This is a genomic window from Pseudomonas sp. P105 (assembly GCF_032614175.1).
In the GTDB taxonomy this organism is placed as follows: Bacteria; Pseudomonadota; Gammaproteobacteria; order Pseudomonadales; family Pseudomonadaceae; genus Aquipseudomonas; species Aquipseudomonas rhizophila.
Map to the genome: position 1 here is coordinate 2,161,117 of NZ_CP126693.1, position 25,884 is coordinate 2,187,000.

At 59.6% G+C, this 25,884-nt stretch carries 30 protein-coding genes; 22 read left to right on the forward strand and 8 right to left on the reverse strand.

The genetic code is table 11. The annotated features are described in order from the left end of the window. The first annotated feature begins 217 nt into the window (after positions 1–217). The 4 genes from QOM08_RS09720 to QOM08_RS09735 all read left to right on the forward strand — a co-directional run bounded on the left by QOM08_RS09720 (position 218) and on the right by QOM08_RS09735 (position 5,069). Positions 218–691, forward strand: coding sequence for a MarR family winged helix-turn-helix transcriptional regulator (locus QOM08_RS09720; protein WP_139050687.1), 474 nt, complete (start codon positions 218–220; stop codon positions 689–691). Next, positions 688–2,157: an efflux transporter outer membrane subunit gene (locus QOM08_RS09725; protein ID WP_173407132.1), complete on the forward strand. Its 1,470-nt coding sequence runs from the start codon at positions 688–690 to the stop codon at positions 2,155–2,157. The genes QOM08_RS09720 and QOM08_RS09725 overlap by 4 nt, the downstream gene beginning before the upstream one ends. Positions 2,158–2,172: 15 nt before the next feature. Next, positions 2,173–3,375, forward strand: a complete 1,203-nt coding sequence (locus tag QOM08_RS09730; protein ID WP_316912912.1) for an efflux RND transporter periplasmic adaptor subunit — start codon at positions 2,173–2,175, stop codon at positions 3,373–3,375. A 164-nt stretch (positions 3,376–3,539) separates the two neighbouring features. Further along, complete coding sequence (locus tag QOM08_RS09735; protein ID WP_188251498.1) at positions 3,540–5,069, forward strand: DHA2 family efflux MFS transporter permease subunit; 1,530 nt, start codon at positions 3,540–3,542, stop codon at positions 5,067–5,069. 129 nt (positions 5,070–5,198) lie between these two features. Here the strand turns inward: QOM08_RS09735 and QOM08_RS09740 are convergent, their stop codons facing one another. Then, positions 5,199–5,948 carry a UDP-2,3-diacylglucosamine diphosphatase gene (locus QOM08_RS09740; protein WP_188251499.1) on the reverse strand — a complete coding sequence of 250 codons (750 nt, stop codon included), beginning with the start codon at positions 5,946–5,948 and terminating at the stop codon, positions 5,199–5,201. After that, the gene (locus tag QOM08_RS09745) at positions 5,945–6,448 is read right to left on the reverse strand and encodes a peptidylprolyl isomerase (protein WP_047229369.1); all 504 of its coding nucleotides are present in this window, start codon (positions 6,446–6,448) and stop codon (positions 5,945–5,947) included. The genes QOM08_RS09740 and QOM08_RS09745 overlap by 4 nt, the downstream gene beginning before the upstream one ends. A gap of 249 nt (positions 6,449–6,697) precedes the next feature. On the opposite strand from QOM08_RS09745, the gene QOM08_RS09750 reads away from it, so the two are divergent. The 3 genes from QOM08_RS09750 (at position 6,698) to QOM08_RS09760 (ending at position 10,448) form a co-directional block, all read left to right on the forward strand. Continuing rightward, the gene (locus tag QOM08_RS09750; protein WP_139050685.1) at positions 6,698–8,395 is read left to right on the forward strand and encodes a glutamine--tRNA ligase/YqeY domain fusion protein; all 1,698 of its coding nucleotides are present in this window, start codon (positions 6,698–6,700) and stop codon (positions 8,393–8,395) included. Positions 8,396–8,416: 21 nt separating this feature from the next. Next, positions 8,417–9,799, forward strand: a complete 1,383-nt coding sequence (cysS, locus tag QOM08_RS09755) for a cysteine--tRNA ligase (protein WP_316912913.1) — start codon at positions 8,417–8,419, stop codon at positions 9,797–9,799. Between the two features lie 193 nt (positions 9,800–9,992). Beyond that, the gene (locus QOM08_RS09760; RefSeq protein WP_305468038.1) at positions 9,993–10,448 is read left to right on the forward strand and encodes a DUF2214 family protein; all 456 of its coding nucleotides are present in this window, start codon (positions 9,993–9,995) and stop codon (positions 10,446–10,448) included. Between the two features lie 202 nt (positions 10,449–10,650). Here QOM08_RS09760 and csrA read toward each other — a convergent pair whose 3' ends face one another. Then, positions 10,651–10,845: a carbon storage regulator CsrA gene (gene csrA, locus QOM08_RS09765; RefSeq protein ID WP_003179932.1), complete on the reverse strand. Its 195-nt coding sequence runs from the start codon at positions 10,843–10,845 to the stop codon at positions 10,651–10,653. A gap of 248 nt (positions 10,846–11,093) precedes the next feature. Between csrA and QOM08_RS09770 the strand changes: the two genes are divergently transcribed. Next, positions 11,094–11,459: an SPOR domain-containing protein gene (locus QOM08_RS09770; protein WP_047229316.1), complete on the forward strand. Its 366-nt coding sequence runs from the start codon at positions 11,094–11,096 to the stop codon at positions 11,457–11,459. A 157-nt stretch (positions 11,460–11,616) separates the two neighbouring features. Here QOM08_RS09770 and QOM08_RS09775 read toward each other — a convergent pair whose 3' ends face one another. Together QOM08_RS09775 and QOM08_RS09780 are read right to left on the reverse strand one after the other, a co-directional pair. Then, positions 11,617–12,306 carry an endonuclease gene (locus QOM08_RS09775; protein ID WP_047229317.1) on the reverse strand — a complete coding sequence of 230 codons (690 nt, stop codon included), beginning with the start codon at positions 12,304–12,306 and terminating at the stop codon, positions 11,617–11,619. A gap of 5 nt (positions 12,307–12,311) precedes the next feature. Continuing rightward, positions 12,312–12,611 (reverse strand): DUF1654 domain-containing protein, encoded by a 300-nt coding sequence (locus QOM08_RS09780; protein WP_076385536.1) that lies wholly within the window; start codon positions 12,609–12,611, stop codon positions 12,312–12,314. A gap of 133 nt (positions 12,612–12,744) precedes the next feature. On the opposite strand from QOM08_RS09780, the gene QOM08_RS09785 reads away from it, so the two are divergent. The 8 genes from QOM08_RS09785 (at position 12,745) to QOM08_RS09820 (ending at position 20,322) form a co-directional block, all read left to right on the forward strand. Further along, entirely contained in the window at positions 12,745–13,191 is a 447-nt protein-coding gene (locus QOM08_RS09785) for a hypothetical protein (protein ID WP_047229319.1), read from the forward strand. A 168-nt stretch (positions 13,192–13,359) separates the two neighbouring features. Beyond that, a complete protein-coding gene (locus QOM08_RS09790; RefSeq protein ID WP_160892971.1) occupies positions 13,360–14,316 on the forward strand; it encodes a sugar ABC transporter substrate-binding protein in 957 nt (318 codons plus the stop codon). Positions 14,317–14,374: 58 nt separating this feature from the next. Continuing rightward, on the forward strand, positions 14,375–15,928 hold the full coding sequence (locus tag QOM08_RS09795) for a sugar ABC transporter ATP-binding protein (protein WP_047229321.1): 1,554 nt from the start codon (positions 14,375–14,377) through the stop codon (positions 15,926–15,928). Beyond that, entirely contained in the window at positions 15,925–16,902 is a 978-nt protein-coding gene (locus QOM08_RS09800) for an ABC transporter permease (RefSeq protein WP_076385532.1), read from the forward strand. The genes QOM08_RS09795 and QOM08_RS09800 overlap by 4 nt, the downstream gene beginning before the upstream one ends. 3 nt (positions 16,903–16,905) lie before the next feature. After that, the gene (locus QOM08_RS09805) at positions 16,906–17,925 is read left to right on the forward strand and encodes a LacI family DNA-binding transcriptional regulator (RefSeq protein ID WP_047229323.1); all 1,020 of its coding nucleotides are present in this window, start codon (positions 16,906–16,908) and stop codon (positions 17,923–17,925) included. Positions 17,926–17,948: 23 nt separating this feature from the next. Then, positions 17,949–18,863: a ribokinase gene (gene rbsK, locus QOM08_RS09810; RefSeq protein ID WP_316912914.1), complete on the forward strand. Its 915-nt coding sequence runs from the start codon at positions 17,949–17,951 to the stop codon at positions 18,861–18,863. Further along, a complete protein-coding gene (gene rbsD / locus QOM08_RS09815) occupies positions 18,860–19,264 on the forward strand; it encodes a D-ribose pyranase (RefSeq protein WP_092399306.1) in 405 nt (134 codons plus the stop codon). Before rbsK ends, rbsD begins: the two co-directional genes overlap by 4 nt. A 29-nt stretch (positions 19,265–19,293) precedes the next feature. Beyond that, complete coding sequence (locus QOM08_RS09820; protein WP_047229326.1) at positions 19,294–20,322, forward strand: nucleoside hydrolase; 1,029 nt, start codon at positions 19,294–19,296, stop codon at positions 20,320–20,322. Positions 20,323–20,366: 44 nt separating this feature from the next. Here QOM08_RS09820 and QOM08_RS09825 read toward each other — a convergent pair whose 3' ends face one another. After that, positions 20,367–20,564, reverse strand: a complete 198-nt coding sequence (locus QOM08_RS09825) for a hypothetical protein (RefSeq protein ID WP_047229327.1) — start codon at positions 20,562–20,564, stop codon at positions 20,367–20,369. 131 nt (positions 20,565–20,695) lie between these two features. On the opposite strand from QOM08_RS09825, the gene QOM08_RS09830 reads away from it, so the two are divergent. Further along, the gene (locus tag QOM08_RS09830; RefSeq protein ID WP_139050680.1) at positions 20,696–21,001 is read left to right on the forward strand and encodes a hypothetical protein; all 306 of its coding nucleotides are present in this window, start codon (positions 20,696–20,698) and stop codon (positions 20,999–21,001) included. 163 nt (positions 21,002–21,164) lie between these two features. Next, positions 21,165–21,479: an I78 family peptidase inhibitor gene (locus tag QOM08_RS09835; RefSeq protein ID WP_047229329.1), complete on the forward strand. Its 315-nt coding sequence runs from the start codon at positions 21,165–21,167 to the stop codon at positions 21,477–21,479. A gap of 66 nt (positions 21,480–21,545) precedes the next feature. Here the strand turns inward: QOM08_RS09835 and QOM08_RS09840 are convergent, their stop codons facing one another. After that, entirely contained in the window at positions 21,546–21,758 is a 213-nt protein-coding gene (locus tag QOM08_RS09840) for a cold-shock protein (RefSeq protein ID WP_047229330.1), read from the reverse strand. 289 nt (positions 21,759–22,047) lie between these two features. Continuing rightward, positions 22,048–22,350: a hypothetical protein gene (locus QOM08_RS09845; protein ID WP_047229331.1), complete on the reverse strand. Its 303-nt coding sequence runs from the start codon at positions 22,348–22,350 to the stop codon at positions 22,048–22,050. A 373-nt stretch (positions 22,351–22,723) separates the two neighbouring features. On the opposite strand from QOM08_RS09845, the gene thrS reads away from it, so the two are divergent. From thrS to rplT, 4 genes are read left to right on the forward strand one after another with little or no spacing between them, the layout of a single operon-like run. Next, on the forward strand, positions 22,724–24,646 hold the full coding sequence (gene thrS, locus QOM08_RS09850) for a threonine--tRNA ligase (RefSeq protein ID WP_003203626.1): 1,923 nt from the start codon (positions 22,724–22,726) through the stop codon (positions 24,644–24,646). Continuing rightward, positions 24,646–25,197 (forward strand): translation initiation factor IF-3, encoded by a 552-nt coding sequence (gene infC / locus QOM08_RS09855; protein WP_169432615.1) that lies wholly within the window; start codon positions 24,646–24,648, stop codon positions 25,195–25,197. Before thrS ends, infC begins: the two co-directional genes overlap by 1 nt. Before the next feature lie 60 nt (positions 25,198–25,257). Next, positions 25,258–25,452, forward strand: coding sequence for a 50S ribosomal protein L35 (gene rpmI / locus QOM08_RS09860; RefSeq protein WP_002553160.1), 195 nt, complete (start codon positions 25,258–25,260; stop codon positions 25,450–25,452). Between the two features lie 30 nt (positions 25,453–25,482). Then, positions 25,483–25,839 carry a 50S ribosomal protein L20 gene (rplT, locus tag QOM08_RS09865; protein ID WP_002553161.1) on the forward strand — a complete coding sequence of 119 codons (357 nt, stop codon included), beginning with the start codon at positions 25,483–25,485 and terminating at the stop codon, positions 25,837–25,839. The last annotated feature ends 45 nt before the right edge of the window (positions 25,840–25,884 follow it).

Genomic DNA, 25,884 nt, shown 5'->3' on the forward strand with positions numbered 1-25,884 from the left:
CGCGCCACCCCTGTGGGAGCGAGCCTGCTCGCGATAGCGATGTATCAGCCGACTCAATTTTGACTGTCACGACGCTATCGCGAGCAGGCTCGCTCCCACATTTTTTATCTGCGTTTGTCGGGTTGTGCATAGCAAGCTAACTATTTGTTTGACATTTGCTGCCTAGGCAGTAACATCTCGACATACATTCACTGCCTAGGCAGTAAAAGGTGGTCAGATGAAACATTTCACCCCGGACGATTTCCACAATTGCCACCTCGGCATGCTGCTCGGTCGTGCCGCGCTGCTCAAAGACCGAATCATCGACACCCACATGGAACCCGTCGGCATCACTGCCGCGCAGTTCAAGGTGTTGATCATCATGGCCCAGCACGGCATCGACACGCCGGTCGAGCTGTGTCGGTACCTGTCCCTGGACAGCGGCTCGATGACGCGAATGGTCGATCGTCTGGAGCAGAAAGGTTTTCTGATCCGCCAGCGCTCGGCGGATGACCGGCGGCAGGTGCGACTGGTGCTGACCGACGCCGGCCAGGCCCTGGCCGATCGTCTGCCTGTTATCGGCGCCGATGCCATGAACCAGTTGGCGGGCGCCATCAGCCGCGAGGAGTTGCAAATCCTCGAACAAATCCTCAAGAAAATTCTGCTTGCCGCCGGTGATCCCATCACCGTGTTGCGGTTGGGGGACAAATGAGTCGTAAAACCTTGCGTACCCGCATCAGCCTGGTGTTGCTGGCCATGAGCCTGGCCGGTTGTGCCAGTTACAGCGGCCTGAACACCGAAGGCGTCCGCCTTGAGGCTCAAAACCTCAAGGCCGGGCAATCTCTCAACGGCGTCACGCTGTCGCCCGCTTCCTGGCCGAAAAGCGATTGGTGGAAAAGCCTCGGCGACCCACAACTCGACGGTCTGATCCACGAAGCGTTGCGCGACAGCCCGGACATGCAGATCGCCAGCGCCCGGGTGCATCAGGCCAGTGCCGCTGCCTACGCCGCCAATGCGGCGCGCATGCCGACCCTGGACGCCAGCGCCAGTGTCAGCCGTTCGCGCCTGGCCCGTGACCAGGACCCGCAAGGGCAGGGCGGGGCGTACAGCACCCTGCGTTCGCTGGGCGTGGATTTCAATTACAACTTCGACCTCTGGGGCGGCCAGCGTGCGGCCTGGGAAGCGGCCCTGGGCGAGGCCCGTGCCGCCGAGATCGACCGGCAGGCCGCCCGCCTGACGCTCGCCGCTGACGTGGCGAGGGCCTACAGCGATCTGGGGCAGGCCCATATCATTTATGACCTGGCGTCCGAGGACCTCAAGCGCACCCGGCAAATGCTCGATCTGGGCAAGCGCCGCCTCAGCGCCGGGATCGACAGTGAATATCAGTTCCAGCAAACCGAAAGCCTGGAAGCCAGCGCCGATGCGAGCCGGATCGACGCAGAAAAACGCCTGCAAAGCGCAAAAATCGCCTTGGCGGTGCTGTTGGGCAAGGGGCCGGACCGCGGCAATGAAATTGCTCGCCCTCACGTGCTGCAAGCCAGCGCCGTTGCCCTGCCGTCAAACCTGCCGGCTGAATTGCTGGGCCGTCGTCCGGATCTGGTCGCCGGTCGTTGGCGAGTTGAGGCGGCGGGCAAGGACATTGAAGCCGGCAAGACTCAGTTCTACCCCAACCTCAACCTGAGCGCGGCGGCGGGGGTGCAGTCATTGTTGGGAGACGCGATGTTCGGTTCGGCCAGCCGCTTCTTCAACGTAGCGCCGACGGTGTCGCTGCCGATCTTCGACGGTGGGCGACTGCGGGCGGACCTGGATGCCCGGGATGCCGATTACGACATGGCGGTGGCGCAGTACAACAAGAGTCTGGTCAAGGCCCTTGGGGATGTCAGCGACACCATCAACCAGTTGCGCGACATCGCTCGGCAGATCGCCGCGCAGCAACACGCTACCGATATCGCGCAGAACTCTTACGACACCGTGGTCCAGCGCTATGGCTCCGGCATCGGAAATTACCTGGACGTGCTGAGCATCGAGCAGCAATTGCTCCAGGCCCAGCGCCAACTGGCGAACCTGAATGCCGAGCAGATCGACCTGTCGATCCAACTGATGCAGGCCCTGGGCGGTGGCTTCGAGGCCGACACCCTGGCTTCGGCCGCGCCGGCCTCCACCACGTCGCACAACTGATTCGAGGTACTTGTCATGGCTACTGCCGAAACTACCCAACCCTCTGAAACTGCCCAGGACAGCAGCAACCCGCGCAAGCGCAAGCTGATGCTGCTGGGACTGGCACTGATTGTCGTCCTGGGTGGCCTGGGCGTCTGGGCCTGGCACGAACTGTATGGCCGCTGGAGTGAGAGCACCGACGATGCCTATGTGAACGGCAACGTGGTGGAAATCACGCCGCAGGTCACCGGCACCGTGGTGAGCATCGGTGCCGACGACGGTGACCTGGTGCGTGAAGGCCAGGTGCTGGTGCAGTTCGACCCGAACGACGCCGAGGTCGGGCTGCAAAGTGCCCAGGCCAATCTGGCCCGTACCGTGCGCCAGGTGCGTGGCTTGTACAGCAACGTCGATGGCATGCGCGCCCAGGTCAAAGCCCAGGAGGCCGAAGTACAGAAGGCCCAGGAGAACTACAACCGACGCAAGAACCTGGCGGCCGGCGGGGCGATTTCCCGGGAGGAACTGTCCCACGCCCGTGACGATTTGACCTCGGCGCAGAATGCGTTGGCCAACGCCAGACAGCAACTCAAGACGTCCAGTGCCTTGGTGGATGACACCGTGGTGGCGTCCCATCCAGACGTGCAATCGGCCGCCGCGCAATTGCGTCAGGCCTACCTGACCAACGCCCGCAGCACCTTGATCGCGCCTGTCACCGGATACGTCGCCAAGCGCACGGTGCAGTTGGGCCAGCGGGTGCAGCCGGGCACGGCGCTGATGGCGGTGATTCCGCTCGATCAGTTATGGATTGACGCCAACTTCAAGGAAACCCAGCTGCGGGACATGCGCATCGGCCAGCCGGTGGACATCGAAACCGACCTCTATGGCAGCGACGTGAAGTACAGCGGCACCGTCGACAGTCTCGGTGCGGGCACCGGCAGCGCGTTTGCCTTGTTGCCAGCGCAGAACGCCACCGGCAACTGGATCAAGATCGTGCAGCGGGTGCCGGTGCGTATTCATATCAATGCCCAGGAACTGGCCAAGCATCCGCTGCGGGTCGGCCTGTCGACCCAGGTCGACGTCAACCTGCGCGACCAGAGTGGTCCGGTGCTGGCCCAGCAGCCACCGAAACAAGCCTCTTTCAGCACCCAGGTCTATGACCGGCAACTGGTCGACGCCGACACGATGATCACCCGGTTGATCCATGAAAACAGTGCCGCTGCCAGCAAGACCGCGCAGCGCTAGTCAGTTATGGGCATGAACCTGTGGGAGCGAGCTTGCTCGCGATGGCATTGGCCCAGCCAGCATCGGTGGTGACTGATACACCGCTATCGCGAGCAAGCTCGCTCCCACAGGGTTTGTGTCTGGCCCTAAGGGTTTTCGCCACCTCTGCTTCATAGGATTTCGCAATGAGCAATAACGCGTCCTTCACGCCGCCCAGCCTGTTGCTCAGCACCATCGGGCTGTCGTTGGCGACGTTCATGCAAGTGCTCGACACCACCATTGCCAACGTCGCTTTGCCGACCATTTCCGGCAACCTGGGTGTCAGTTCGGAGCAGGGCACTTGGGTCATCACCTCGTTCGCGGTGAGCAACGCCATCGCGCTGCCGCTGACCGGCTGGCTCAGCCGTCGGTTTGGTGAGGTGAAGCTGTTCTTGTGGGCAACCCTGCTGTTCGTGCTCGCCTCGTTTCTGTGCGGTATCTCGACTTCGATGCCGGAGCTGATTGGCTTTCGTGTTCTTCAGGGGCTGGTGGCCGGGCCTTTGTACCCCATGACCCAGACCTTGCTGATTGCCGTGTATCCGCCGGCCAGGCGCGGCATGGCCCTGGCGTTGCTGGCGATGGTCACGGTGGTGGCGCCGATTGCCGGGCCGATCCTCGGCGGCTGGATCACCGACAGCTACAGCTGGCCGTGGATCTTCTTCATCAACGTGCCCATCGGGATCTTCGCCGTGATGGTGGTGCGCCAGCAACTGAAGGCGCGGCCGGTGGTCACCAGCCACCAGCCGATGGATTACGTGGGCTTGATCACGCTGATCATCGGTGTCGGTGCGCTGCAGGTGATCCTCGACAAAGGCAACGACCTGGATTGGTTCGAGTCGAACTTCATCATTATCGGAGCGCTGATCTCGGTCATTGCCCTGGCGGTGTTTGTGATCTGGGAAATGACCGACCGCCATCCGGTGGTCAATCTGCGGCTGTTCGCCTACCGTAACTTTCGCATCGGCACCATTGTGCTGGTGGGGGGCTACGCCGGGTTCTTCGGCATCAACCTGATCCTGCCGCAGTGGTTGCAGACCCAGATGGGCTACACCGCCACCTGGGCCGGGCTGGCGGTGGCGCCCATTGGCATCCTGCCGGTATTGATGTCGCCCTTCGTTGGCAAATACGCCCACAAGTTCGACCTGCGCCTGCTGGCCGGGCTGGCGTTTCTGGCCATCGGCCTGAGCTGCTTCATGCGCGCCGGGTTCACCAACGAAGTGGATTTCCAGCACATCGCCCTAGTGCAGTTGTTCATGGGGATCGGCGTGGCGCTGTTCTTCATGCCGACCTTGAGCATCCTGATGTCGGACCTGCCGCCACAACAGATCGCGGATGGTGCGGGACTGGCGACGTTCCTGCGCACCCTGGGCGGCAGCTTTGCCGCATCGCTGACCACCTGGATCTGGATACGCCGGGCCGACCAGCACCATGCCTATCTGAGTGAAAGCATCAGCACCTATGAGCCGGCCACCCGCGAGGCGCTTAACCATCTCGGTGGCGCGAACACACCGGCTTATGCCCAGCTCGACCAGATCCTCAACAGCCAGGCGTACATGCTCTCCACCGTGGATTACTTCACGCTGCTGGGTTGGGCGTTCATGGGCTTGATTGTGCTGGTGTGGCTGGCGAAGCCGCCGTTTGCGGCGAAGGCGGGGCCTGCGTCGGCGGGGCATTGATTCAGAGGTGAAATGCAATCCACTGTGGGAGCGAGCTTGCTCGCGATAGCGGCATGACAGTCAACGTTGATGTCGACGACACATCGCTATCGCGAGCAAGCTCGCTCCCACAGGGATCTCATGGGTTCTTTAATGGCTTGGCAACGCCAACTGCGCATTGCCAAAACCAAACGGCGCCAAGGCAAATCCCTGTTCATCCACCTGCAACGCCCAGCCTTGCTTGTCCCAATCCCCCAGCACAATGCGCCGGGCGGCGTGTTCGCCCAGTTGCAGCTTATGGATAGCGGGGCGGTGGGTGTGGCCGTGGATCAGGGTCTTCACGCCGTATTCCTGCATAATCCGCGGGATCTCTTCGGGCGTGACGTCGACGATGTCATTGGCTTTCATTCGCGTCTGCGTGCGGCTTTCGCTGCGCAGTTTGCGCGCCAGTTTCTGGCGACTGCCCAGCGGCAGGTGACGCAGGATGAACAGCGTGACCGGGTTGCGCAGCCAGCGCCGCAACTTCATGTAGCCTTCGTCGCGGGTGCAGAGGCTGTCGCCGTGCATCAGCAGCACCGGCTCGCCGTTGAACTGCACGACACTGGGGTCCTTGAGCAGGGTGCAGCCGGCCGCTTTGCAGAAGGCTTGCCCGAGCATGAAGTCACGATTGCCGTGCATCAGGAAAATGGCCGTGCCGCTGTCGCTCAATTCGCGCAGGGCCTGGCAGATGGAACGCTGGAACGGCGTCATGGCATCGTCGCCGATCCAGGCTTCAAAAAAGTCGCCCAGGATGTACAACGCTTGCGCCGAGCGGGCGCGTGTGGCGATCAAATCCAGAAACGCCCGGGTAATGTCCGGGCGCTCCTCTTCCAGATGCAAATCTGAAATCAGCAGTATCACTCAATGATCTCGGCTTTCTCGATGATCACGTCTTCTGCTGGCACGTCCTGATGGCCGGCCTTGGAAGTGGTGGAAACGCCTTTGATCTTGTCGACCACGTCGGTGCCTTCAACCACTTTGCCGAACACCGCGTAACCCCAGCCCTGGGTGGTCTTGCTGCTGTGGTTCAGGAAGCTGTTGTCGGCCACGTTGATGAAGAACTGCGCGGAAGCCGAATGCGGTTCCATGGTGCGGGCCATGGCGACGCTGTACTTCTCGTTCGCCAGACCGTTGTCGGCTTCGTTCTGGATGCTTGGGCGCTTGTCTTTCTTTTCTTTCATGCCTGGCTCGAAACCGCCGCCCTGGATCATGAAGTTGCCGATGACACGGTGGAAAACGGTGTTTTCGTAGTGGCCGGCCTTGACGTATTCAACGAAGTTGGCAACGGTGATCGGTGCCTTCTCGGCGTTCAGTTCCAGGACGATGTCGCCGTGGTTGGTGGTCAGTTTGACTTGAGTCATGATCGCTACTCTTTCAAGGAATTCGTGGGTTTCGGGGCTTTGCTGCCCGCAACCGGTCTGGCTGTAATCGGCCAGGCTGGGCAGTTTAGCGCGCCGAGCGGGTTTTTCGAGGCTGTTTTTCATCGGGTCGTCGATTAAATTCAATCGTTTACCGACCTGGCCTGTCAGGTGCTTGACAGCATCGGCTATGATACGGGCTTTGATTTATCAGGCCGCACCCGGCCGCGCACTTGTACGTTCAAGGATCCTATGAGCAAGCCCACTGTCGACCCTACCTCGAATTCCAAGACCGGCCCGGCCGTGCCGGTCAATTTCCTGCGCCCGATCATCCAGGCGGACCTGGATTCGGGTAAGCACACGCAGATCGTCACCCGTTTTCCGCCGGAGCCCAATGGCTACCTGCACATCGGTCACGCCAAGTCGATTTGCGTGAACTTCGGCCTGGCCCAGGAGTTTGGCGGCGTCACGCACTTGCGTTTCGACGACACCAACCCGGCCAAGGAAGACCAGGAGTACATCGACGCGATCGAAAGCGACGTTAAATGGCTGGGTTTTGAATGGGCCGGTGAGGTGCGTTATGCCTCGCAGTATTTCGACCAGTTGCACGACTGGGCGGTGGAGCTGATCAAGGCCGGCAAGGCCTACGTGTGCGACCTGACCCCCGAGCAGGCCAAGGAATACCGTGGCAGCCTGACCGAGCCGGGCAAGAACAGCCCGTTCCGTGATCGCAGCGTCGAGGAGAACCTGGACCTGTTCGCCCGCATGCGCGGCGGCGAGTTCCCGGACGGCGCACGGGTGCTGCGCGCCAAGATCGACATGGCCTCGCCGAACATGAACCTGCGCGACCCGATCATGTACCGCATCCGTCACGCCCATCACCACCAGACCGGCGACAAATGGTGCATCTACCCCAACTATGACTTCACCCACGGTCAGTCGGACGCCATCGAAGGCATCACCCACTCGATCTGCACCCTGGAATTCGAAAGCCATCGTCCTTTGTACGAGTGGTTCCTGGAGCACCTGCCGGTGCCGGCTCAGCCGCGCCAGTACGAATTCAGCCGCCTGAACCTGAACTACACCATCACCAGCAAGCGCAAGCTCAAGCAACTGGTGGACGAAAAGCACGTCAACGGCTGGGATGACCCGCGCATGTCGACGCTGTCGGGCTTCCGTCGTCGTGGCTACACGCCAAAATCGATCCGTAACTTCTGCGAGATGGTCGGCACCAACCGTTCCGACGGCGTGGTGGACTTCGGCATGCTGGAATTCAGTATCCGCGACGACCTGGACCACAGCGCCCCACGCGCCATGTGCGTGCTGCGTCCGTTGAAAGTGGTGATCACCAACTACCCGCAAGACAAAGTCGAGAACCTCGAGCTGCCTTGCCACCCGAAAGAAGACATGGGCGTGCGCGTCCTGCCGTTCGCCCGGGAAATCTACATCGACCGTGAAGACTTCATGGAAGAGCCGCCAAAAGGCTACAAGCGCCTGGAGCCTGCCGGTGAAGTGCGCCTGCGCGGCAGCTACGTGATCCGCGCCGACGAAGCGATCAAGGACACCGACGGCAACATCGTCGAACTGCATTGCTCGTACGATCCCGAGACCCTGGGCAAAAACCCGGAGGGTCGCAAGGTCAAGGGCGTGATCCACTGGGTGCCGGCCGCTGCCAGCGTCGAGTGCGAAGTGCGCTTGTACGATCGCCTGTTCCGTTCGCCGAACCCTGAAAAGGCCGAGGACAGCGCCAGCTTCCTGGACAACATCAACCCTGACTCCCTGCAAGTACTCACTGGTTGTCGTGCCGAGCCTTCGCTGGGCAACGCACAGCCGGAAGACCGTTTCCAGTTCGAGCGCGAAGGTTACTTCTGCGCGGATATCAAGGACTCGAAACCCGGTGCTCCGGTGTTCAACCGTACCGTGACCTTGCGCGATTCCTGGGGTCAGTGATCAAGTCTTAAGGGAAACCCTGTGCTTACGATCTACAACACGCTCACCAAGAGCAAAGAAGTCTTCAAGCCGCTGGACGGTAACAAGGTCCGCATGTACGTCTGCGGGATGACCGTGTACGACTATTGCCACATCGGCCATGGTCGCAGCATGGTCGCGTTCGACCTGGTGACCCGCTGGTTGCGTTTCAGCGGTTATGACCTGACCTACGTGCGCAACATTACCGACATCGAAGACAAGATCATCAACCGTGCCCGGGAAAACGGCGAGCCTTACGATGCGCTGACCGAGCGCATGATCAAGGCCATGCACGAGGATGAGGCGCGCCTCAATATCCTCAAGCCCGACCTGGAGCCCCGTGCCACGGACCACATCCCAGGCATGCTGGCGATGATCCAGACCTTGATCGACAAGGGTTACGCCTACGCACCGGGCAATGGCGACGTGTACTACCGCGTCGCCAAGTTCATGGGCTACGGCAAGCTGTCGCGCAAGAAAATCGAAGACCTGCGCATCGGCGCGCGCATCGAAGTCGACGAGTCGAAACAGGACCCGCTGGACTTCGTGCTGTGGAAAGCCGCCAAGCCGGGTGAGCCGAGCTGGGAGTCGCCGTGGGGCGCCGGGCGTCCGGGCTGGCACATCGAATGCTCGGTGATGTCGACCTGCTGCCTGGGCGAGACCTTCGACATTCATGGCGGCGGCAGCGACCTGGAATTCCCGCACCACGAAAACGAAATCGCCCAGAGCGAAGCGGCCACCGGCAAGACCTACGCCAATGCGTGGATGCATTGCGGCATGATCCGGATCAACGGCGAGAAGATGTCCAAGTCCTTGAACAACTTCTTCACCATCCGCGACGTGCTCGACAAGTACCACCCCGAAGTCGTGCGTTACCTGCTGGTGTCCAGTCACTATCGCAGCGCCATCAACTATTCGGAAGACAACCTCAAGGACGCCAAGGGCGCCCTGGAGCGGTTCTACCATGCGTTGAAGGGCCTGCCGAAGGTCCCTGCCGCCGGTGGAGAAGCCTTTGTCGCGCGTTTCACTGAAGTGATGAACGACGACTTCGGCACGCCGGAAGCCTGCGCGGTGCTGTTCGAGATGGTGCGCGAGATCAATCGTCTGCGGGAGAGTGATCTCAACGCGGCGGCGGGCCTGGCGGCGCGTCTGAAAGAACTGGCCGGCGTACTGGGTGTGTTGCAGCTCGAGGCGGATGATTTCCTTCAGGCCGGTGCCGAAGGTCGCGTGGACGCCGCCGAGGTCGAAGCGTTGATCCTGGCGCGCCTGACTGCGCGGGCCAACAAGGACTGGGCAGAATCCGACCGCATCCGCGACCAGCTCACCGCGATGGGCGTGGTGCTGGAAGACGGCAAGGGCGGGACGACCTGGCGTTTGGCTGACTGAGTCCTTACGCAATACCCCTGTGGGAGCGAGCCTGCTCGCGATGACGGAGTGTCAGACAACATTGTTGTCGACTGATACACCGCCATCGCGAGCAGGCTCGCTCCCACAGTTTTTTGTATGCCTATCCTGGCAATCATTGTTTTATGAGCTAGTACTGTCAGGTCGATTCGACATCCTCTGACAGGAATCTTCCATGTTGGCTCATTGGTCTCTTGCGGCAATTCATCTTCTGGCTTTCGCCCTGGCATTCTGGGCGGTACTTACCCGGGGCACGGCGTTGCGACGCCTGGCGGGCGGGACGGACGCGGTTCGAAATGTCTTGATGGCGGACAACCTGTGGGGGCTATCGGCGGTGGTCCTGCTGGTGACCGGCGGGATGCGTGCTTTTGGTGGGTTTGAAAAAGGCACGGACTATTACCTGCACCAACCGCTGTTTCACCTGAAGATGACGTTGTTCGTGCTGATCCTGTTGCTTGAAATCGCGCCGATGATCGCGCTGATCAAATGGCGGATGGCACTGGGCAAAGGGCGTGCGATCGATCCTTCGAAAGCTGGCCGGTTTGCGCGGATCAGTCACATTGAAGCTTTGTTGCTGGTGCTGATGGTGGTCGCTGCCACAGGAATGGCCCGCGGCGTGGGGCTGGGTTGAGCCGTCACGAATACCTGCTTCATCGCCATTAAAACGAAACGTCTGACAGCCATGCTATGAGCCATGTCATTAGTATCGGTTTGACGGGATGAACGAAAAAATCAAAGGCGAGATGGAGCGGGGATGATGAGGGACAGTCGGCATGAATCTTTAGCCAGCCTTGCGACGATGCAGAAGGGCTGGCTACGGACTGCTACAGGGCTCAGGGCGTTTGCGGCTTGTCAGGGGCGGTAAGGCCCGCCTGAATGCGCTGATAAATCTCTTCGCGATGCACCGCAACGTTTTTCGGAGCGTTGATGCCGATACGGACTTGTTGGCCGCTAACGCCCAGAATGGTGATCGTGATGTCGTCACCAATGTTTATGCTTTCACCGACTTTGCGGGTGAGTATCAGCATGGTGTTCTCCTTGATTGCTTTATAGGGCACCTGATTCAGGCAGTGCAGATGTCGGTACTGCTTATAGATTAGTGCCAAGTGTCACAATGTGGGTGCCTCTTTCTGACGCGCAGACGCAGCATTAATTCCCAGGGTGCGACTATACAGAGACGCCGTGCAGGTTTCTCGTGTTTTGAGCGCTGTTTACGGCGTTATTGACGGGCTTGAGTGTTAAAATCCCCGCTCCATGTCTTCCGGGGTAAAACGTTGTGCGCAAATTGGCTTGGGTAATCGCGGTATTGGCGCTGGCAGGATGCGGTGAAGGGCGTGACGTCGACACACCGAAGCCAAAGGTGGCGGCAACCACTGCACCGAGCGCCGCCGCTGCGCCGCAATGGGGCGTCGAGGTCCGGGGCGAAATCCCGCAAGCGGTCAGCGACCTGACCGCCTGGCTCATCGAGCACAGTTTTGTATCGAGTGTGGTGAAAGACAATGGCAAGGACCGGGTTCTGGTCGGGCCTTTCAATTCAAAGGCTGAAGCCGAGGCGAAGCAGGAGCAATTGAACGCCGCCCTGGTTCGAGCGAAAAAGCGCAACATCGAGTCGCTGGTGGTGGATTACCCAAGCGCTCAATAAACCCCGCAGAATAGAACAGTCAGATAAGCCACAACACCTGTGGGAGCGAGCCTGCTCGCGATAGCAGTGGCTCAGCCAACGTTGACGTTGACGGCGCTGCCGCTATCGTGAGCAAACAAGCTCCCACAGTTGATTGGCGCTGTTTACCCATGCGAGATCAACCGCAGGCCTTTAAATTCACCGGGCCCACGAACTCGTTGCCACGCCCCATCACGCACGCCACGCTCTGGTTGCGCTGGCGCTCCCAGCTCTGTACCGGGTAGGTCTTGTCCCAGGCTTCGTACAGGCGCCGGTCCTGTTTCGAAAGGCGCAGGCCGTATTGTTTGCTCATGTAGAAATACGTCCGGGCGATCATTCCACGGATGGAAGGGCGGGGCATGACTTTCTTGGCCTTGAAATCCACCTGGGTCAGGCATGAGCCGTACTGGCCCGTCTGCGCCGGCAGCCAGCCAAAGCTGAAGTTGCTGCGGTCGCCGTTCACTTCCCCGATGCTGGGCACCAGATTATGAAGATCGGCCTCGGCCCGTTGATAGACCGGGTCGTGGCGGGTGCAATTCTTCCGCCCGCCTTGTTGCCAGCATTGACGCTGATGACCGATCTGCCACGCCGGGACGATATGCTCCCACTCGATACGCGCGGCGCGATTGGCGTTTTTGCGCGGCACATAACCGCAGGCTGCCAGGTTCACGCGATTGCCTGAGTATTTGCAGCCACAGTAGAACTCGGTGGATTGGGGGGCATAGAGTTTCCAGGCGACTTTCTTGGCCTCGCTGAACGTACGGGGCGCATCGGCCTGCGCGCCCATGGCGACAATCGCAAGCAATAAAGCAAAACAACGAACACTCATCAGGCTCAATCTTCCTTCGGCACAACCCAGAACACCTGCACACCGCCATCGTCGCGATAGGCGAGGGTCACATTGTCGTTCTCGTCGATTTCTTCCAGCAGGCGCTCCCACTCATCCACCGGCTCCTCGGGAAGCCGGAAGATCAGGGCCGCCTTGGCTTTTTGTGCGGTGGGGGAGTTGATGATTTTCGAGACCCGCAGGCCTAGGCGGGTATAGGAATCTAAGGGGGTAGTTGCAGCGGACGGCGTTGCCACAGGATTATCCTTATTGAGCTGTACGTGCGTACAGTATTTAACCGTAGGCATTTACGCAACTGCTTAAAATTCAAGAAAATCCTCTGACAACGCTTTTTCCGTTTTGGTGTAGGAAAAATTAAGCTAAAGAAGCCGCTCAAGCAGTCGATGGCCTTCGTAGGAATCTTATCCATGGAGTTTTGTTATGTCGTTTTCCGTCGGCTTTCCAAATGCAGCTGCCGTCACCATCGGCGGCCAGTCCGCGGCCACGCTCAAGGCCTTGAGCCAAGCGAGCGCTGAGGCAGCCGATGAGACCCTTGGTCAAACGCAGGCGCCAGGCCAGGTTCGTACGAGCATGAGCCCTGCGTCCGAAGGCAAGACCGAAAAGAGCGGGAGCACCCAGAGCATTGCCGTGCAGGTGTTGCTCAAACGCATGCAAGAGCTGCAACAGCAGCTCAGAGAACAGCAACAGCAGTTGTCTGCTGCGCAGAAGCAGGTCTATCCGACACCCGAAGCCAAAACCACTGCGGTCATGGCGATACAAGGCCAGATTGCCGACACCAGCGGTGCGTTGCTGGAAGTCACTGGCCATCTGATCACAGAGCTGGCCAAGGGCTCCGGCTCGGGTGCCCTGGTCAACACGACCGTCTGATCCCCAGCCTTGCGGTGAAATCCGCACGTTGACAAAACCCGGAAGCTTTACCATAGTTCCCTTCACGCAAACGTTTGCGCAGCCTTCGTTGATGCTTGGCGACGGCCTGTGGAACGACTTCCCGTGCAACGATTTTGCTCAAAATAATCATAAAATCGGAGTGAACCCATGAAGTTGCCATTCGCTGGACGCCTTCTCGCCGTCGCCATGCTCGCGGCCGCATCCGCTGCGCTGCCTTTCTCTTCGGCATTTGCCCAGACCCCGGAAAAACCCAAGGTTGCCCTGGTCATGAAATCCCTGGCCAACGAGTTCTTCCTGACCATGGAAGATGGCGCCAAGGCCTATCAGAAGGAACACTCCGCCGATTTCGACCTGATCTCCAACGGGATCAAGGATGAAACCGACACCGCCAACCAGATCCGCATTGTCGAGCAGATGATCGTGTCCAAGGTCGATGCCCTCATCATCGCACCAGCCGACTCCAAGGCCATGGTGCCGGTGATCAAGAAAGCCGTCGACGCCGGCATCACCGTGATCAACATCGATAACCAGCTTGATCCGGCGGTGGTCAAAAGCAAAAACATCACTGTGCCGTTCGTAGGCCCGGACAACCGCAAGGGTGCGCGCCTGGTGGGTGAGTACCTGGCCAAGCAGCTCAAGGCTGGTGATGAGGTCGGTATCATTGAAGGCGTGTCCACCACCACCAATGCCCAGGCACGTACCGCCGGCTTCAAGGATGCAATGGAGGCGGCGCAGATCAAGGTCGTTTCCCTGCAATCGGGCGACTGGGAAATCAACAAGGGCAATCAGGTTGCCGCCTCGATGCTCAGCGAATACCCGAACATCAAGGCACTGCTGGCCGGTAACGACAGCATGGCGGTCGGCGCGGTATCGGCCATCCGCGCTGCGGGCAAGGCGGGCAAGGTAAAAGTGGTCGGTTATGACAACATCAACGCCATCAAGCCCATGCTCAAGGACGGTCGCGTCCTGGCGACTGCCGATCAGTTCGCCGCCAAACAGGCTGTTTTCGGCATCGAGACGGCCCTGAAGATCCTCAAGGGCGAAGCCGTCGACAGCGGCACTAACGGCGTTATCGAAACTCCGGTCGAGCTGGTGACCCAGTAGTTATCCTGGCGACACAACGACGCTCGCCCTTGCTGGCGAGCGTATTGGAGAGTTTTTTATGTCCGTTCGCGACCCGAACGCTGTCCTTTCGGTCAGCGGCATCGGCAAGACCTATGCCCAACCGGTACTGAGCGACATCGACCTGACGTTGATGCGCGGCGAAGTGCTGGCGCTGACCGGCGAAAATGGCGCCGGCAAGAGCACCCTGTCCAAGATCATCGGCGGGCTGGTGACGCCGACCACCGGGCAGATGCAATTCCAGGGGCAGGATTATCGTCCCGGCAGTCGTACCCAGGCTGAAGAGCTGGGCGTGCGCATGGTCATGCAGGAGCTCAACCTGCTGCCGACACTTTCCGTGGCCGAAAACCTGTTCCTCCACAACCTGCCCAGTCGTGGCGGCTGGATCAGTCGCAAGCAACTGCGCAAAGCGGCGGTCGAGGCCATGGCCCAGGTGGGGCTCGATGCAATCGACCCTGACACACTGGTCAGTGAGTTGGGCATCGGTCACCAACAGATGGTCGAAATCGCCCGCAACCTGATCGGCGATTGCCATGTGCTGATTCTCGACGAGCCGACTGCGATGCTGACCGCTCGTGAGGTGGAGATGCTCTTCGAGCAGATCACTCGTCTGCAGGCGCGGGGCGTGTCGATCATTTATATTTCCCATCGCCTCGAAGAACTGGCTCGGGTGGCCCAGCGCATTGCGGTACTGCGCGACGGCAACCTGGTCTGCGTCGAGCCGATGGCCAACTACAACAGCGAGCAGTTGGTGACGCTGATGGTCGGACGGGAGCTGGGCGAGCACATCGACCTGGGCCCGCGCCAGATCGGCGCGCCGGCGTTGACCGTCAACGGCTTGAGCCGTTCGGACAAGGTCCGTGATGTGTCCTTCGAGGTGCGCAGCGGCGAGATATTCGGTATTTCCGGGTTGATCGGGGCAGGGCGCACCGAGCTGCTGCGGTTGATCTTCGGCGCCGATGCGGCCGACAGCGGCACGGTGGCGCTGGGTTCGCCGGCCAATGTCGTCAGCATTCGCTCGCCGTCCGATGCGGTGGCCCACGGCATCGCGCTGATCACCGAGGACCGCAAGGGCGAAGGCCTGCTACTGACTCAATCCATCGCCGCCAACATTGCCCTGGGCAACATGCCGGAAATCTCCAGCGCCGGCTTCGTCAATGGCAGCGAAGAGTTCGCGTTGGCGCAGCGACAGATCGACGCCATGCGAATCCGCAGCTCCAGTCCGACACAGTTGGTGTCCGAACTGTCGGGCGGCAATCAACAGAAGGTGGTGATTGGCCGCTGGCTGGAACGCGATTGCTCGGTATTGCTGTTCGACGAGCCGACCCGAGGCATCGACGTCGGCGCCAAATTCGACATCTATGCGCTGCTCGGTGAGCTGACGCGCCAGGGCAAGGCGTTGGTTGTGGTGTCCAGCGACCTGCGGGAATTGATGCTGATCTGTGACCGGATCGGTGTGCTGTCCGCCGGCCGCCTGATTGACACCTTCGAGCGCGACAGCTGGACCCAGGATGACTTGCTTGCCGCCGCATTCGCCGGCTATCAGAAACGTGATGCGTTGCTCAACGAAGCAGCGCCTAGGGACTTCTCATGAAAACCGTATCGGCCGTCGGCAAACCGAGTGGCAACTTCTATGGCCTGGGCACCTACCTGGGACTGGCCGGGGCCTTGTTGGCGATGATCGCGTTGTTCTCGGTCCTGAGCAGCCATTTTCTTTCGTATGACACCTTCAGCACCCTGGCCAACCAGATTCCAGACCTCATGGTGCTGGCGGTCGGCATGACCTTCATCCTGATCATCGGCGGTATCGATCTATCGGTGGGGTCGGTGCTGGCCCTGGCCGCATCGACGGTGAGCGTGGCGGTGCTGGGCTGGGGCTGGAGCGTCGGGCCGGCGGCGTTGTTGGGCATGGCCGTGGCGGCCCTGGCCGGCACCGTTACCGGTTCGATTACCGTGGCGTGGCGGATCCCATCGTTCATCGTTTCCCTCGGCGTGCTGGAAATGGCCCGAGGCCTGGCGTACCAGATGACCGGCTCGCGGACGGCCTACATCGGGGATTCCTTCGCTTGGCTATCCAATCCGATCGCCTTCGGTATTTCACCGTCCTTCATCATTGCCTTGCTGGTGATCTTCATCGCCCAGGCTGTGCTGACCCGCACCGTGTTTGGCCGTTATCTGATCGGTATCGGCACCAATGAAGAAGCCGTGCGATTGGCGGGTATCAATCCAAAACCTTACAAGATCCTGGTGTTCAGCCTGATGGGGTTGCTGGCCGGTCTGGCCGCGCTGTTCCAGATTTCCCGTCTGGAAGCGGCCGACCCGAACGCCGGTTCGGGGCTCGAGCTGCAGGTCATCGCTGCTGTGGTCATCGGCGGCACGAGCCTGATGGGCGGGCGCGGTTCGGTCATCAGCACCTTCTTTGGTGTGCTGATCATCTCCGTGCTGGCCGCGGGCCTGGCGCAGATTGGCGCCACCGAACCGACCAAGCGCATCATTACCGGCGCGGTGATTGTGGTTGCGGTGGTGCTCGATACTTACCGCAGTCAGCGCGCCAGTCGGCGGGCCTGAACCATGGCGACGATCAAGGATGTGGCGGCGCTCGCGGGAATTTCCTACACGACCGTCTCCCACGTAGTGAACAAGACGCGACCGGTCAGCGAAGAGGTGCGGCGCAAGGTCGAGGCCGCCATCGAGCAGCTCGACTACGTGCCCAGCGCGGTGGCCCGCTCGCTCAAGGCCAAGACCACTGCAACCATTGGCTTGCTGGTGCCCAACAGCCTCAACCCCTACTTTGCCGAACTGGCCCGGGGGATCGAGGATTACTGTGAGCGCAACGGCTACTGCGTGATCCTGTGCAACTCCGACGACAACCCGGACAAGCAGCGCAGTTATCTGCGGGTGCTGCTGGAAAAACGCATCGACGGTCTGATCGTCGCTTCCGCCGGCGGCGATGCCGGTCTCGCCCAGGGGCTGACCAGCGTGCGTACGCCCATGGTCATCGTCGACCGTGGGCTCGACGGTGTCGACGCGGACCTGGTGCGCATCGACCATGAGCACGGCGCCTACCTCGCCACCCAGCACCTGCTGGAGCTTGGCCACCGTGATATCGCCTTTATCGGTGGCCCGGCGGACACCAGCGTGGCGCAGATGCGTCTGGCCGGTTACTGCCGCGCCCTGAAAGAAGCCGGGGTCGAGCTGCCCGTCGAACGCATGCTCGAAAGCGATTTCACCAGCACCGGTGGTTATCAGGCGGCGGCCAGGCTGCTCGAACAACGGCCGCCCAGTGCGATTTTTGCGGCCAACGACATGATCGGAATCGGTGTGCTGCGCGCCGCCGCCGAGCGCAACGTGCGCGTGCCCAGTGAACTGTCGGTCATTGGTTTCGATGACATTCAGATGAGCCGTTATGTCTATCCGGCGCTGACCACGGTGGGGCAGTCGATCCTGCAGCTCGGTGAGATGGCCGCTGAAGTGCTGTTGCGGCGGATCGCAACGCCGGGGCTGGCCACCGATCAGCGCATCGTGACACCCAGCATTGTCTTGCGAGAGTCGACTGCACCGCTGTCAGGTACATTCGCCCAATACCGCTGAACCGAATTGATGAGTGAAGACGTATGCCAGCAAAAGTAGTGGTAGTAGGCAGCCTGAACATGGATCTGGTGACCCGTGCACCGCGTCTGCCCAGGGGCGGTGAAACGCTGATTGGTGAATCGTTCTGCACCATCCCGGGCGGGAAGGGCGCCAATCAGGCTGTGGCCGCGGCGCGCCTGGGAGCGAAGGTGTCCATGGTCGGTTGCGTGGGCAGTGATGCCTATGGCCAGCAATTGCGCGGGGCGCTGCTGGCCGAGGGCATCGATTGCCAGTCGGTCAGTGTCGTGGCCGGCTCCAGTGGAGTTGCGCTGATCGTTGTCGACGACAACAGCCAGAATGCGATCGTGATCGTCGCCGGGGCCAACGGCGTGCTTACCCCTGATGTCCTGGACCGGTTCGATGAGGTGCTGCGCGGCGCCGACGTCATTATCTGCCAGCTCGAGGTGCCGGACGCGACCGTCGGGCATGCACTCAAGCGCGGCCGGGAACTGGGCAAGACCGTCATCTTGAACCCGGCGCCGGCCTCCCGACCCTTGCCGGCCGACTGGTACGCCTGTATCGACTATCTGATTCCCAATGAGAGCGAAGCTGCCGTGCTGAGCGGGCTGGCGGTGGACTCTCTGGAAACCGCCGAAGCGGCCGCGACGCAATTGCTCGCCGCCGGTGCCGGCAAGGTGATCGTGACCCTGGGCGCCCAGGGTCTGATGTTCGCCAACGGCGCGAGTTTCCAGCACTTCCCGGCGCCGTTGGTCAAGGCGGTGGACACCACGGCGGCCGGAGACACTTTTGTCGGCGGCTTCGCCGCAGCCTTGGCTGACGGCAAAGGCGAGGTCGAGGCGATTCGTTTTGGTCAGGTCGCCGCCGCGTTGTCGGTCACCCGCGCGGGGGCGCAGCCCTCCATTCCCACCTTGCTGGAAGTACAGGCTTTCAAATCATGAAAAAGACGCCGTTGTTGAATATCGCGCTGTCGCGACTGATCGCTTCCCTTGGCCATGGCGACAAGGTGGTCATCGGTGATGCGGGTTTGCCGGTGCCCCCACAGGTCGAGTTGATCGACCTGGCCCTGACCCACGGCATTCCGGATTTTGTCAGCACCCTGAAAGTGCTGCTCAGCGAAATGCAGGTGGAAAGCCACGTACTCGCTGAAGAGATTTTCGATAAACAACCTGCGGCCCTGGCGACACTGGAGGCACTGCATGCCGATGGCGCGCTGGGGGCGCGGGAGCTGGTCAGCCATGAACAATTCAAGGCGGTCAGCAGGCAAGCTCGGGCGATTATTCGCACGGGAGAATGCTCCCCGTATTGCAACATCGTGTTGATTGCCGGAGTAACGTTCTAACCTTCTCAACCCTGCACAAGGAATGCGCCATGCACCGCTATGCTCAGAAAATGCGTCAACTGTTCCGGAGTCTGCTGCTTTTGTCACTGATCACTGCTACGAGCGCCCAGGCGGCGGAAAAAATCGACCTGATCATCGACACTGATCCGGGGGCCGACGATGTGGTTGCCCTGTTGTTTGCCCTGGCTTCCCCCGAAGAACTGAATATCCGCGCGTTGACCACCGTCGCTGGCAACGTGCGTCTGGACAAGACATCGCGCAACGCTCGCCTGGCCCGGGAATGGGCGGGGCGCGAAGACGTGCCGGTGTATGCCGGTGCGCCGAAGCCGATGATGCGCACGCCCATCTACGCGGAAAACATCCATGGCAAGGAAGGCCTGTCGGGTGTCGAGGTGTATGAGCCGAAGAAGGGGCTGGCCAAGGGCAACGCCGTCAACTACCTGATCGATACCCTCAAGGCTGCCAAGCCCCATAGCATCACCATTGCCATGCTTGGCCCGCAGACCAACCTGGCCCTGGCATTGATACAGGAGCCCGAAATTGTCCAGGGCATCAAGGAAGTGGTGATCATGGGCGGTGCGCACTTCAATGGCGGCAACATCACTCCGGTGGCCGAGTTCAACCTGTACGCTGATCCACAGGCCGCAGAAGTGGTGCTCAAGAGCGGTGTGAAGCTCACTTACCTGCCGCTGGATGTGACCCACAAGATCCTCACCAGCGAAGCACGCCTGAAGCAGATCGCTGCCGTGAACAACAAGGCCAGCAAGATCGTTGGCGACATTCTCAACGAATACGTCAAAGGTGATATGGAGCACTACGGCATGACGGGTGGGCCGGTGCACGACGCCACGGTGGTTGCCTACCTGCTCAAGCCAGAGTTGTTTACCGGGCGTTCGGTCAACGTCGTGGTGGACAGCCGGGAAGGCCCGACCTTTGGCCAGACCATCGTTGACTGGTACGACGGCCTGAAGGCACCCAAAAATGCCTACTGGGTGCAGGATGGCGACGCTCAGGGCTTTTTTGACCTGCTGACCGAGCGCCTGGCGCGTCTGAAGTAATCGGTCTTGTCGAACACCCGCAGGTCAGGGCTTGCGGGTGTGTTTCAATCCACCGCTTCAATGCTGCTGGGGTATCGTTCGAACGCTTGCTGGATAAAGTTCAGGGCCGCCTTCGTTCCCAGCTCCTTGACCAACAGTTCTATACCGATGATTGCCAGTTCTTCGGGGCTGCCAGGGCTATAGGAGCTGTGGCCCTCCGACCATTTGGCATTGATGGTGGCTTCGATGCTGACGGTGCTCATGGTCGGGCTCGCGAGTTGGGAGGTCTGTAGGGTGAGTTAACCATTTTTGCCTGGGGTTTTGCACTGCGACTTAGGCATCAGGGAAGGGCTGTGCGACACTTGCTTTTTGACTTTCTGAAGAGGCCCCCGCCGTGCAGATCGATTTGAACGCTCCTGACGGGTTGACCCTCGACGCGGTTCGTCAGTTGCTGGCTTCGGCCAGTGATGACGAGCACACCCAACTGCGCGTGACCAAGGCGGGTATCGCCTATTTGTCTTCGGGCGTGGTGGGCGGTGTGGACATCGACGGGCTATCGTTTCGGCTGGAAACGTGGGCAAAAGGTTCAGGCTACGTCGGGCTGGTCGCCGCCAGTGACGAGGTCTGGGTCATGCAGATCTACAATGCGTTGAAGGACAACTGGCCCAATCCGCCCTTTGACTACATCGACGTTTACTGAGCACGATTCATATTCAGTCACGATTCACCCCTGAAGCGGGATGTCGGCTCAGGCAAACTGCCTGTTTTCCTGATGAGGGCATCATGATAGCCCTTGGGTTGAAACCAAGCTTTGTTTGGGCTGTCGCACGCTCTCTGTTTAATCATCAACAAAAGGAGGCTTCATGCCTTGGAAGCTCGCGTCATTGGGTACTTTGCTGGCCGTCGCGCTCTTGAGCGGTTGCAGCAGCACCTCTGAATCGACCCCTGATCCGGTAGCAACAGAAACAGGCTACAGCCGCTGCGAAGCAACAGCTGCCGAGTTCGCCATCGGCAAGAAGGCCTCGCCGCAACTGCTGGAACAAGCCCGCACCCGCGCCGGTGCGCAGTATGCGCGGATCCTCAAGCCCAACGACATGGTGACACTTGAGTACCGCTCGGATCGCCTGAATCTCAACACTGACGCCAATCTGATCATCAATCGGGTGAACTGCGGCTGATTGATTTTTCAATCGCCCATAAAAAACCCCGTCACATGGACGGGGTTTTTTGTGCTCGCCGAGTAATTACTCTGGGCGAACCTGTGCAGCTTGCATACCCTTTTGGCCTTTCTCAGCCACGAAGGAAACGGTCTGGCCTTCTTTCAGGCTTTTGAAACCGTCGCTTTCGATAGCTTTGAAGTGTACGAACAGGTCGTCACCGCCACCTGTAGGAGTGATGAAGCCGAAGCCTTTTTCATCGTTGAACCATTTAACGGTGCCGGTTTGGCGATTAGACATGGTGTATCTCCAAGAAACATATATTTTCAGTGTACTGTGCTGCTCAGGCCAACTGGGCACACCGGGGTATCATAGTCGAAATGTTCGATTTGGGAGCCCCCCGCACGCGCTGTTTGCCAATCAGTCGTGTTTTCTTTACTGCCTGATCCGGCTGAAAGGCCCGGTTTTAAAGGCTTTCAGCCGAACGTAAAGACGATAAAAAAAGCTGTAAAACCTGAATAAATCGGTCAAAAAGGCCCGAAATCAGCGGTTTTTATCGATGCATGGCTCTGTGCAAAGACCTGTTTTCTTACTTTTTGGCCTTGTTATCGGCCTTGCATTTTGCAATCTGCCCCAGTGCTTTTTGCTGCAGCTGCGGGGTCGCCTTATTGTCCATCAAGGCTTGAATGTCGGCTGCCGGGTAGGACTTGATCGCATCGGCGCCACAGGCGCAATGGGATTTGGCCGCTGCCGCGCCGATCTGTGGCGTGGCCGCCTCGGTGCACTGGGCCATGTATTTCTCACGTTCCCCCTTGGGCCATTCGGCGTGGGCGGTCAGCGGGAGCAGCAGGGCGAGGGGGGCGACTACTGCAAATAATGTGTTCAGACGCATGCGAAGATGCTCCTTTCGGGTCGATGTCTTGTTATCTGAGGCGTAGCGGGCGGTACAGTTCAGCACTCTGGCATAAAAACCGTGGATTTACGTCCGCTTCAATCCGGGCGCGGCGATGACCGTTCATCTGTGCTAGCATGCCGGGCTCGGGTATTTTCAGGCTCCGGAGGACAACAGGTCCCGGCTGCGGCAAATGTTCGATTAACCCTGATTTGAATCCCAGTCACTCTGGTTCGGTTTTCCCGGTTGGCCGTAAGGCTCCTGCCGCTGTAAGGCAGGCGTTCGTCATTGAATGGCCTGGACTGGATCTTGTACTGGCTCATCCCAACCCACGTGACCTTTGGTAGGGGTCACCACTAGGAGAGGAGGCGCCATGCCAACTATTACTCTTCCCGACGGCAGTCAACGTTCATTCGATCACCCGGTTTCCGTAGCCGAGGTTGCAGCATCCATCGGCGCAGGCCTGGCCAAGGCCACCCTGGCTGGCAAGGTCAACGGCAAACTGGTCGATGCCAGCGATGTCATCGACAGCGACGCCACGCTGCAAATCATCACGCCAAAGGATGAAGAGGGGCTGGAGATCATTCGCCACTCTTGCGCGCACCTGGTGGGCCATGCGGTCAAGCAGTTGTACCCGAGCGCGAAGATGGTCATCGGGCCGGTCATCGACGAAGGCTTCTATTACGACATCGCTTTTGAGCGTCCTTTCACGCCGGAAGACATGGCGGCCATCGAACAGCGCATGCAGCAGCTGATCGAGAAAGATTACGACGTCATCAAGAAAGTGACCCCGCGTGCCGAAGTCATCGAAGTGTTCAAGGCGCGTGGCGAGGATTACAAGCTGCGTCTGGTGGAAGACATGCCGGACGAGCAGGCCATGGGCCTGTACTACCACGAAGAATACGTCGACATGTGCCGTGGCCCGCATGTGCCGAACACCCGCTTCCTGAAGTCTTTCAAGCTAACTAAGCTGTCCGGCGCCTATTGGCGTGGCGATGCGAAGAACGAGCAGTTGCAGCGCGTCTACGGCACTGCCTGGGCCGACAAGAAGCAACTGGCGGCTTACATCCAGCGTATCGAGGAAGCCGAGAAGCGTGACCATCGCAAGATCGGCAAGCGCCTGGGCCTGTTCCACACCCAGGAAGAATCCCCGGGCATGGTGTTCTGGCATCCGAACGGTTGGACCCTGTACCAGGTGCTTGAGCAGTACATGCGCCAGGTCCAGCGTGAAAACGGCTACCTGGAGATCAAGACGCCACAAGTGGTTGACCGTAGCCTGTGGGAGAAATCCGGGCACTGGGCCAACTACGCCGACAACATGTTCACTACCCAGTCGGAAAACCGCGACTACGCCATCAAGCCGATGAACTGCCCTTGCCACGTGCAGGTGTTCAACCAGGGCCTGAAAAGCTACCGCGAGCTGCCGATGCGCCTGGCTGAGTTCGGTGCCTGCCACCGTAACGAGCCATCGGGTGCGCTGCACGGCATCATGCGCGTGCGTGCCTTCACCCAGGACGATGCGCATATCTTCTGCACCGAAGAGCAGATGCAGGCCGAATCCGCTGCCTTCATCAAGCTGACCATGGACGTCTACCGGGATTTCGGCTTTACCGAAGTCGAGATGAAGCTGTCCACTCGTCCGGAAAAACGCGTTGGTTCCGATGAGTTGTGGGATCGCGCCGAAGCAGCGCTGGCCGCCGCACTCGATAGCGCGGGCCTTGCGTACGATCTGCAACCGGGCGAAGGGGCTTTCTACGGGCCGAAGATCGAGTTCTCGCTCAAAGATTGCCTTGGTCGCGTGTGGCAGTGTGGTACCCTGCAGCTCGATTTTAACCTGCCGATCCGTCTGGGCGCCGAATACGTGTCCGAAGACAACAGCCGCAAGCACCCGGTCATGCTTCACCGCGCGATCCTCGGTTCGTTCGAGCGCTTCGTCGGGATTCTGATCGAACACTACGAGGGCGCGTTCCCCGCGTGGTTGGCGCCGACCCAGGCAGTGATCATGAATATCACTGATAAACAGGCAGATTTTGCCGCCGAGGTCGAAAAAACTCTCAACCAAAGCGGATTTCGTGCCAAGTCCGACTTGAGAAATGAAAAGATCGGCTTTAAAATCCGCGAGCATACTTTGCTCAAGGTTCCCTTTCTCTTGGTTATTGGAGATCGGGAGGTCGAGATGCAGACTGTCGCTGTGCGTACTCGTGAAGGTGCTGACCTGGGCTCGATGCCCGTCGCCGAATTCGCTGAGTTCCTCGCGCAAGCGGTTTCCCGGCGTGGTCGCCCAGATTTGGAGTAATTATTATTAAGCGTGAAATGAGACAAGATAAACGAGCTGCACCGAAAGCCCCGATCAACGAGAATATCTCGGCACGCGAGGTTCGGTTAATTGGCGCTGACGGCGAGCAGATTGGCATCGTCTCGATTGATGAAGCGCTTCGTATTGCTGAAGAAGCCAAGCTTGATCTGGTAGAAATTTCCGCAGACGCAGTCCCGCCGGTTTGCCGGGTGATGGACTACGGCAAGTCGATCTTCGAAAAGAAGAAGCAGATTGCCGCGGCGAAGAAAAACCAGAAGCAGATTCAGGTAAAAGAAATCAAGTTTCGTCCAGGGACGGAGGAAGGGGATTACCAGGTAAAACTGCGCAACCTGGTACGTTTCCTGAGTGACGGGGACAGGGCCAAGGTATCCTTGCGATTCCGCGGCCGTGAGATGGCCCACCAGGAGCTGGGGATGGAACTCCTCAAGCGGGTTGAACAAGACCTGCTCGAGTACGGTTCGGTCGAACAGCATCCTAAGATGGAAGGACGCCAGCTGATCATGGTCATCGCCCCGAAAAAGAAGAAGTAATCAACAGGGCACGGCAGGCCTTGCGATTATGTTTATCAACTGAATGCGGAGTATCCGAACATGCCAAAGATGAAAACTAAAAGTGGTGCTGCTAAGCGGTTTCTGAAAACTGCTAACGGTATCAAGCACAAGCACGCTTTCAAGAGCCACATCCTGACCAAAATGTCGACCAAGCGTAAGCGTCAACTGCGCGGTAGCAGCTTGCTGCATCCGTCTGACGTGGCAAAAGTCGAGCGCATGCTGCGCCTTCGTTAATTTTTGGATCAAGAATAGAGGAAGTAACTCATGGCTCGTGTAAAGCGTGGCGTCATTGCCCGTAAGCGTCACAAAAAAATTCTGAAACTTGCTAAAGGCTACTACGGCGCGCGTTCCCGCGTATTCCGTGTTGCCAAGCAAGCGGTAATCAAGGCAGGCCAATACGCCTACCGTGACCGTCGTCAGAAAAAACGTCAGTTCCGCGCTCTGTGGATCGCTCGTATCAACGCTGGTGCTCGTGTTAACGGTCTGTCCTACAGCCGTTTCATTGCCGGCCTGAAAAAAGCGTCCATCGAGATCGACCGTAAGGTTCTGGCTGATCTGGCAGTGAACGAAAAAGCGGCGTTTGCTGCGATTGTCGAGAAAGCTAAAGCCACCTTGGCTTAAGTACCCCCGACAGTCACCCGGCCTCACCTCTGTGGGGCCAGGTGT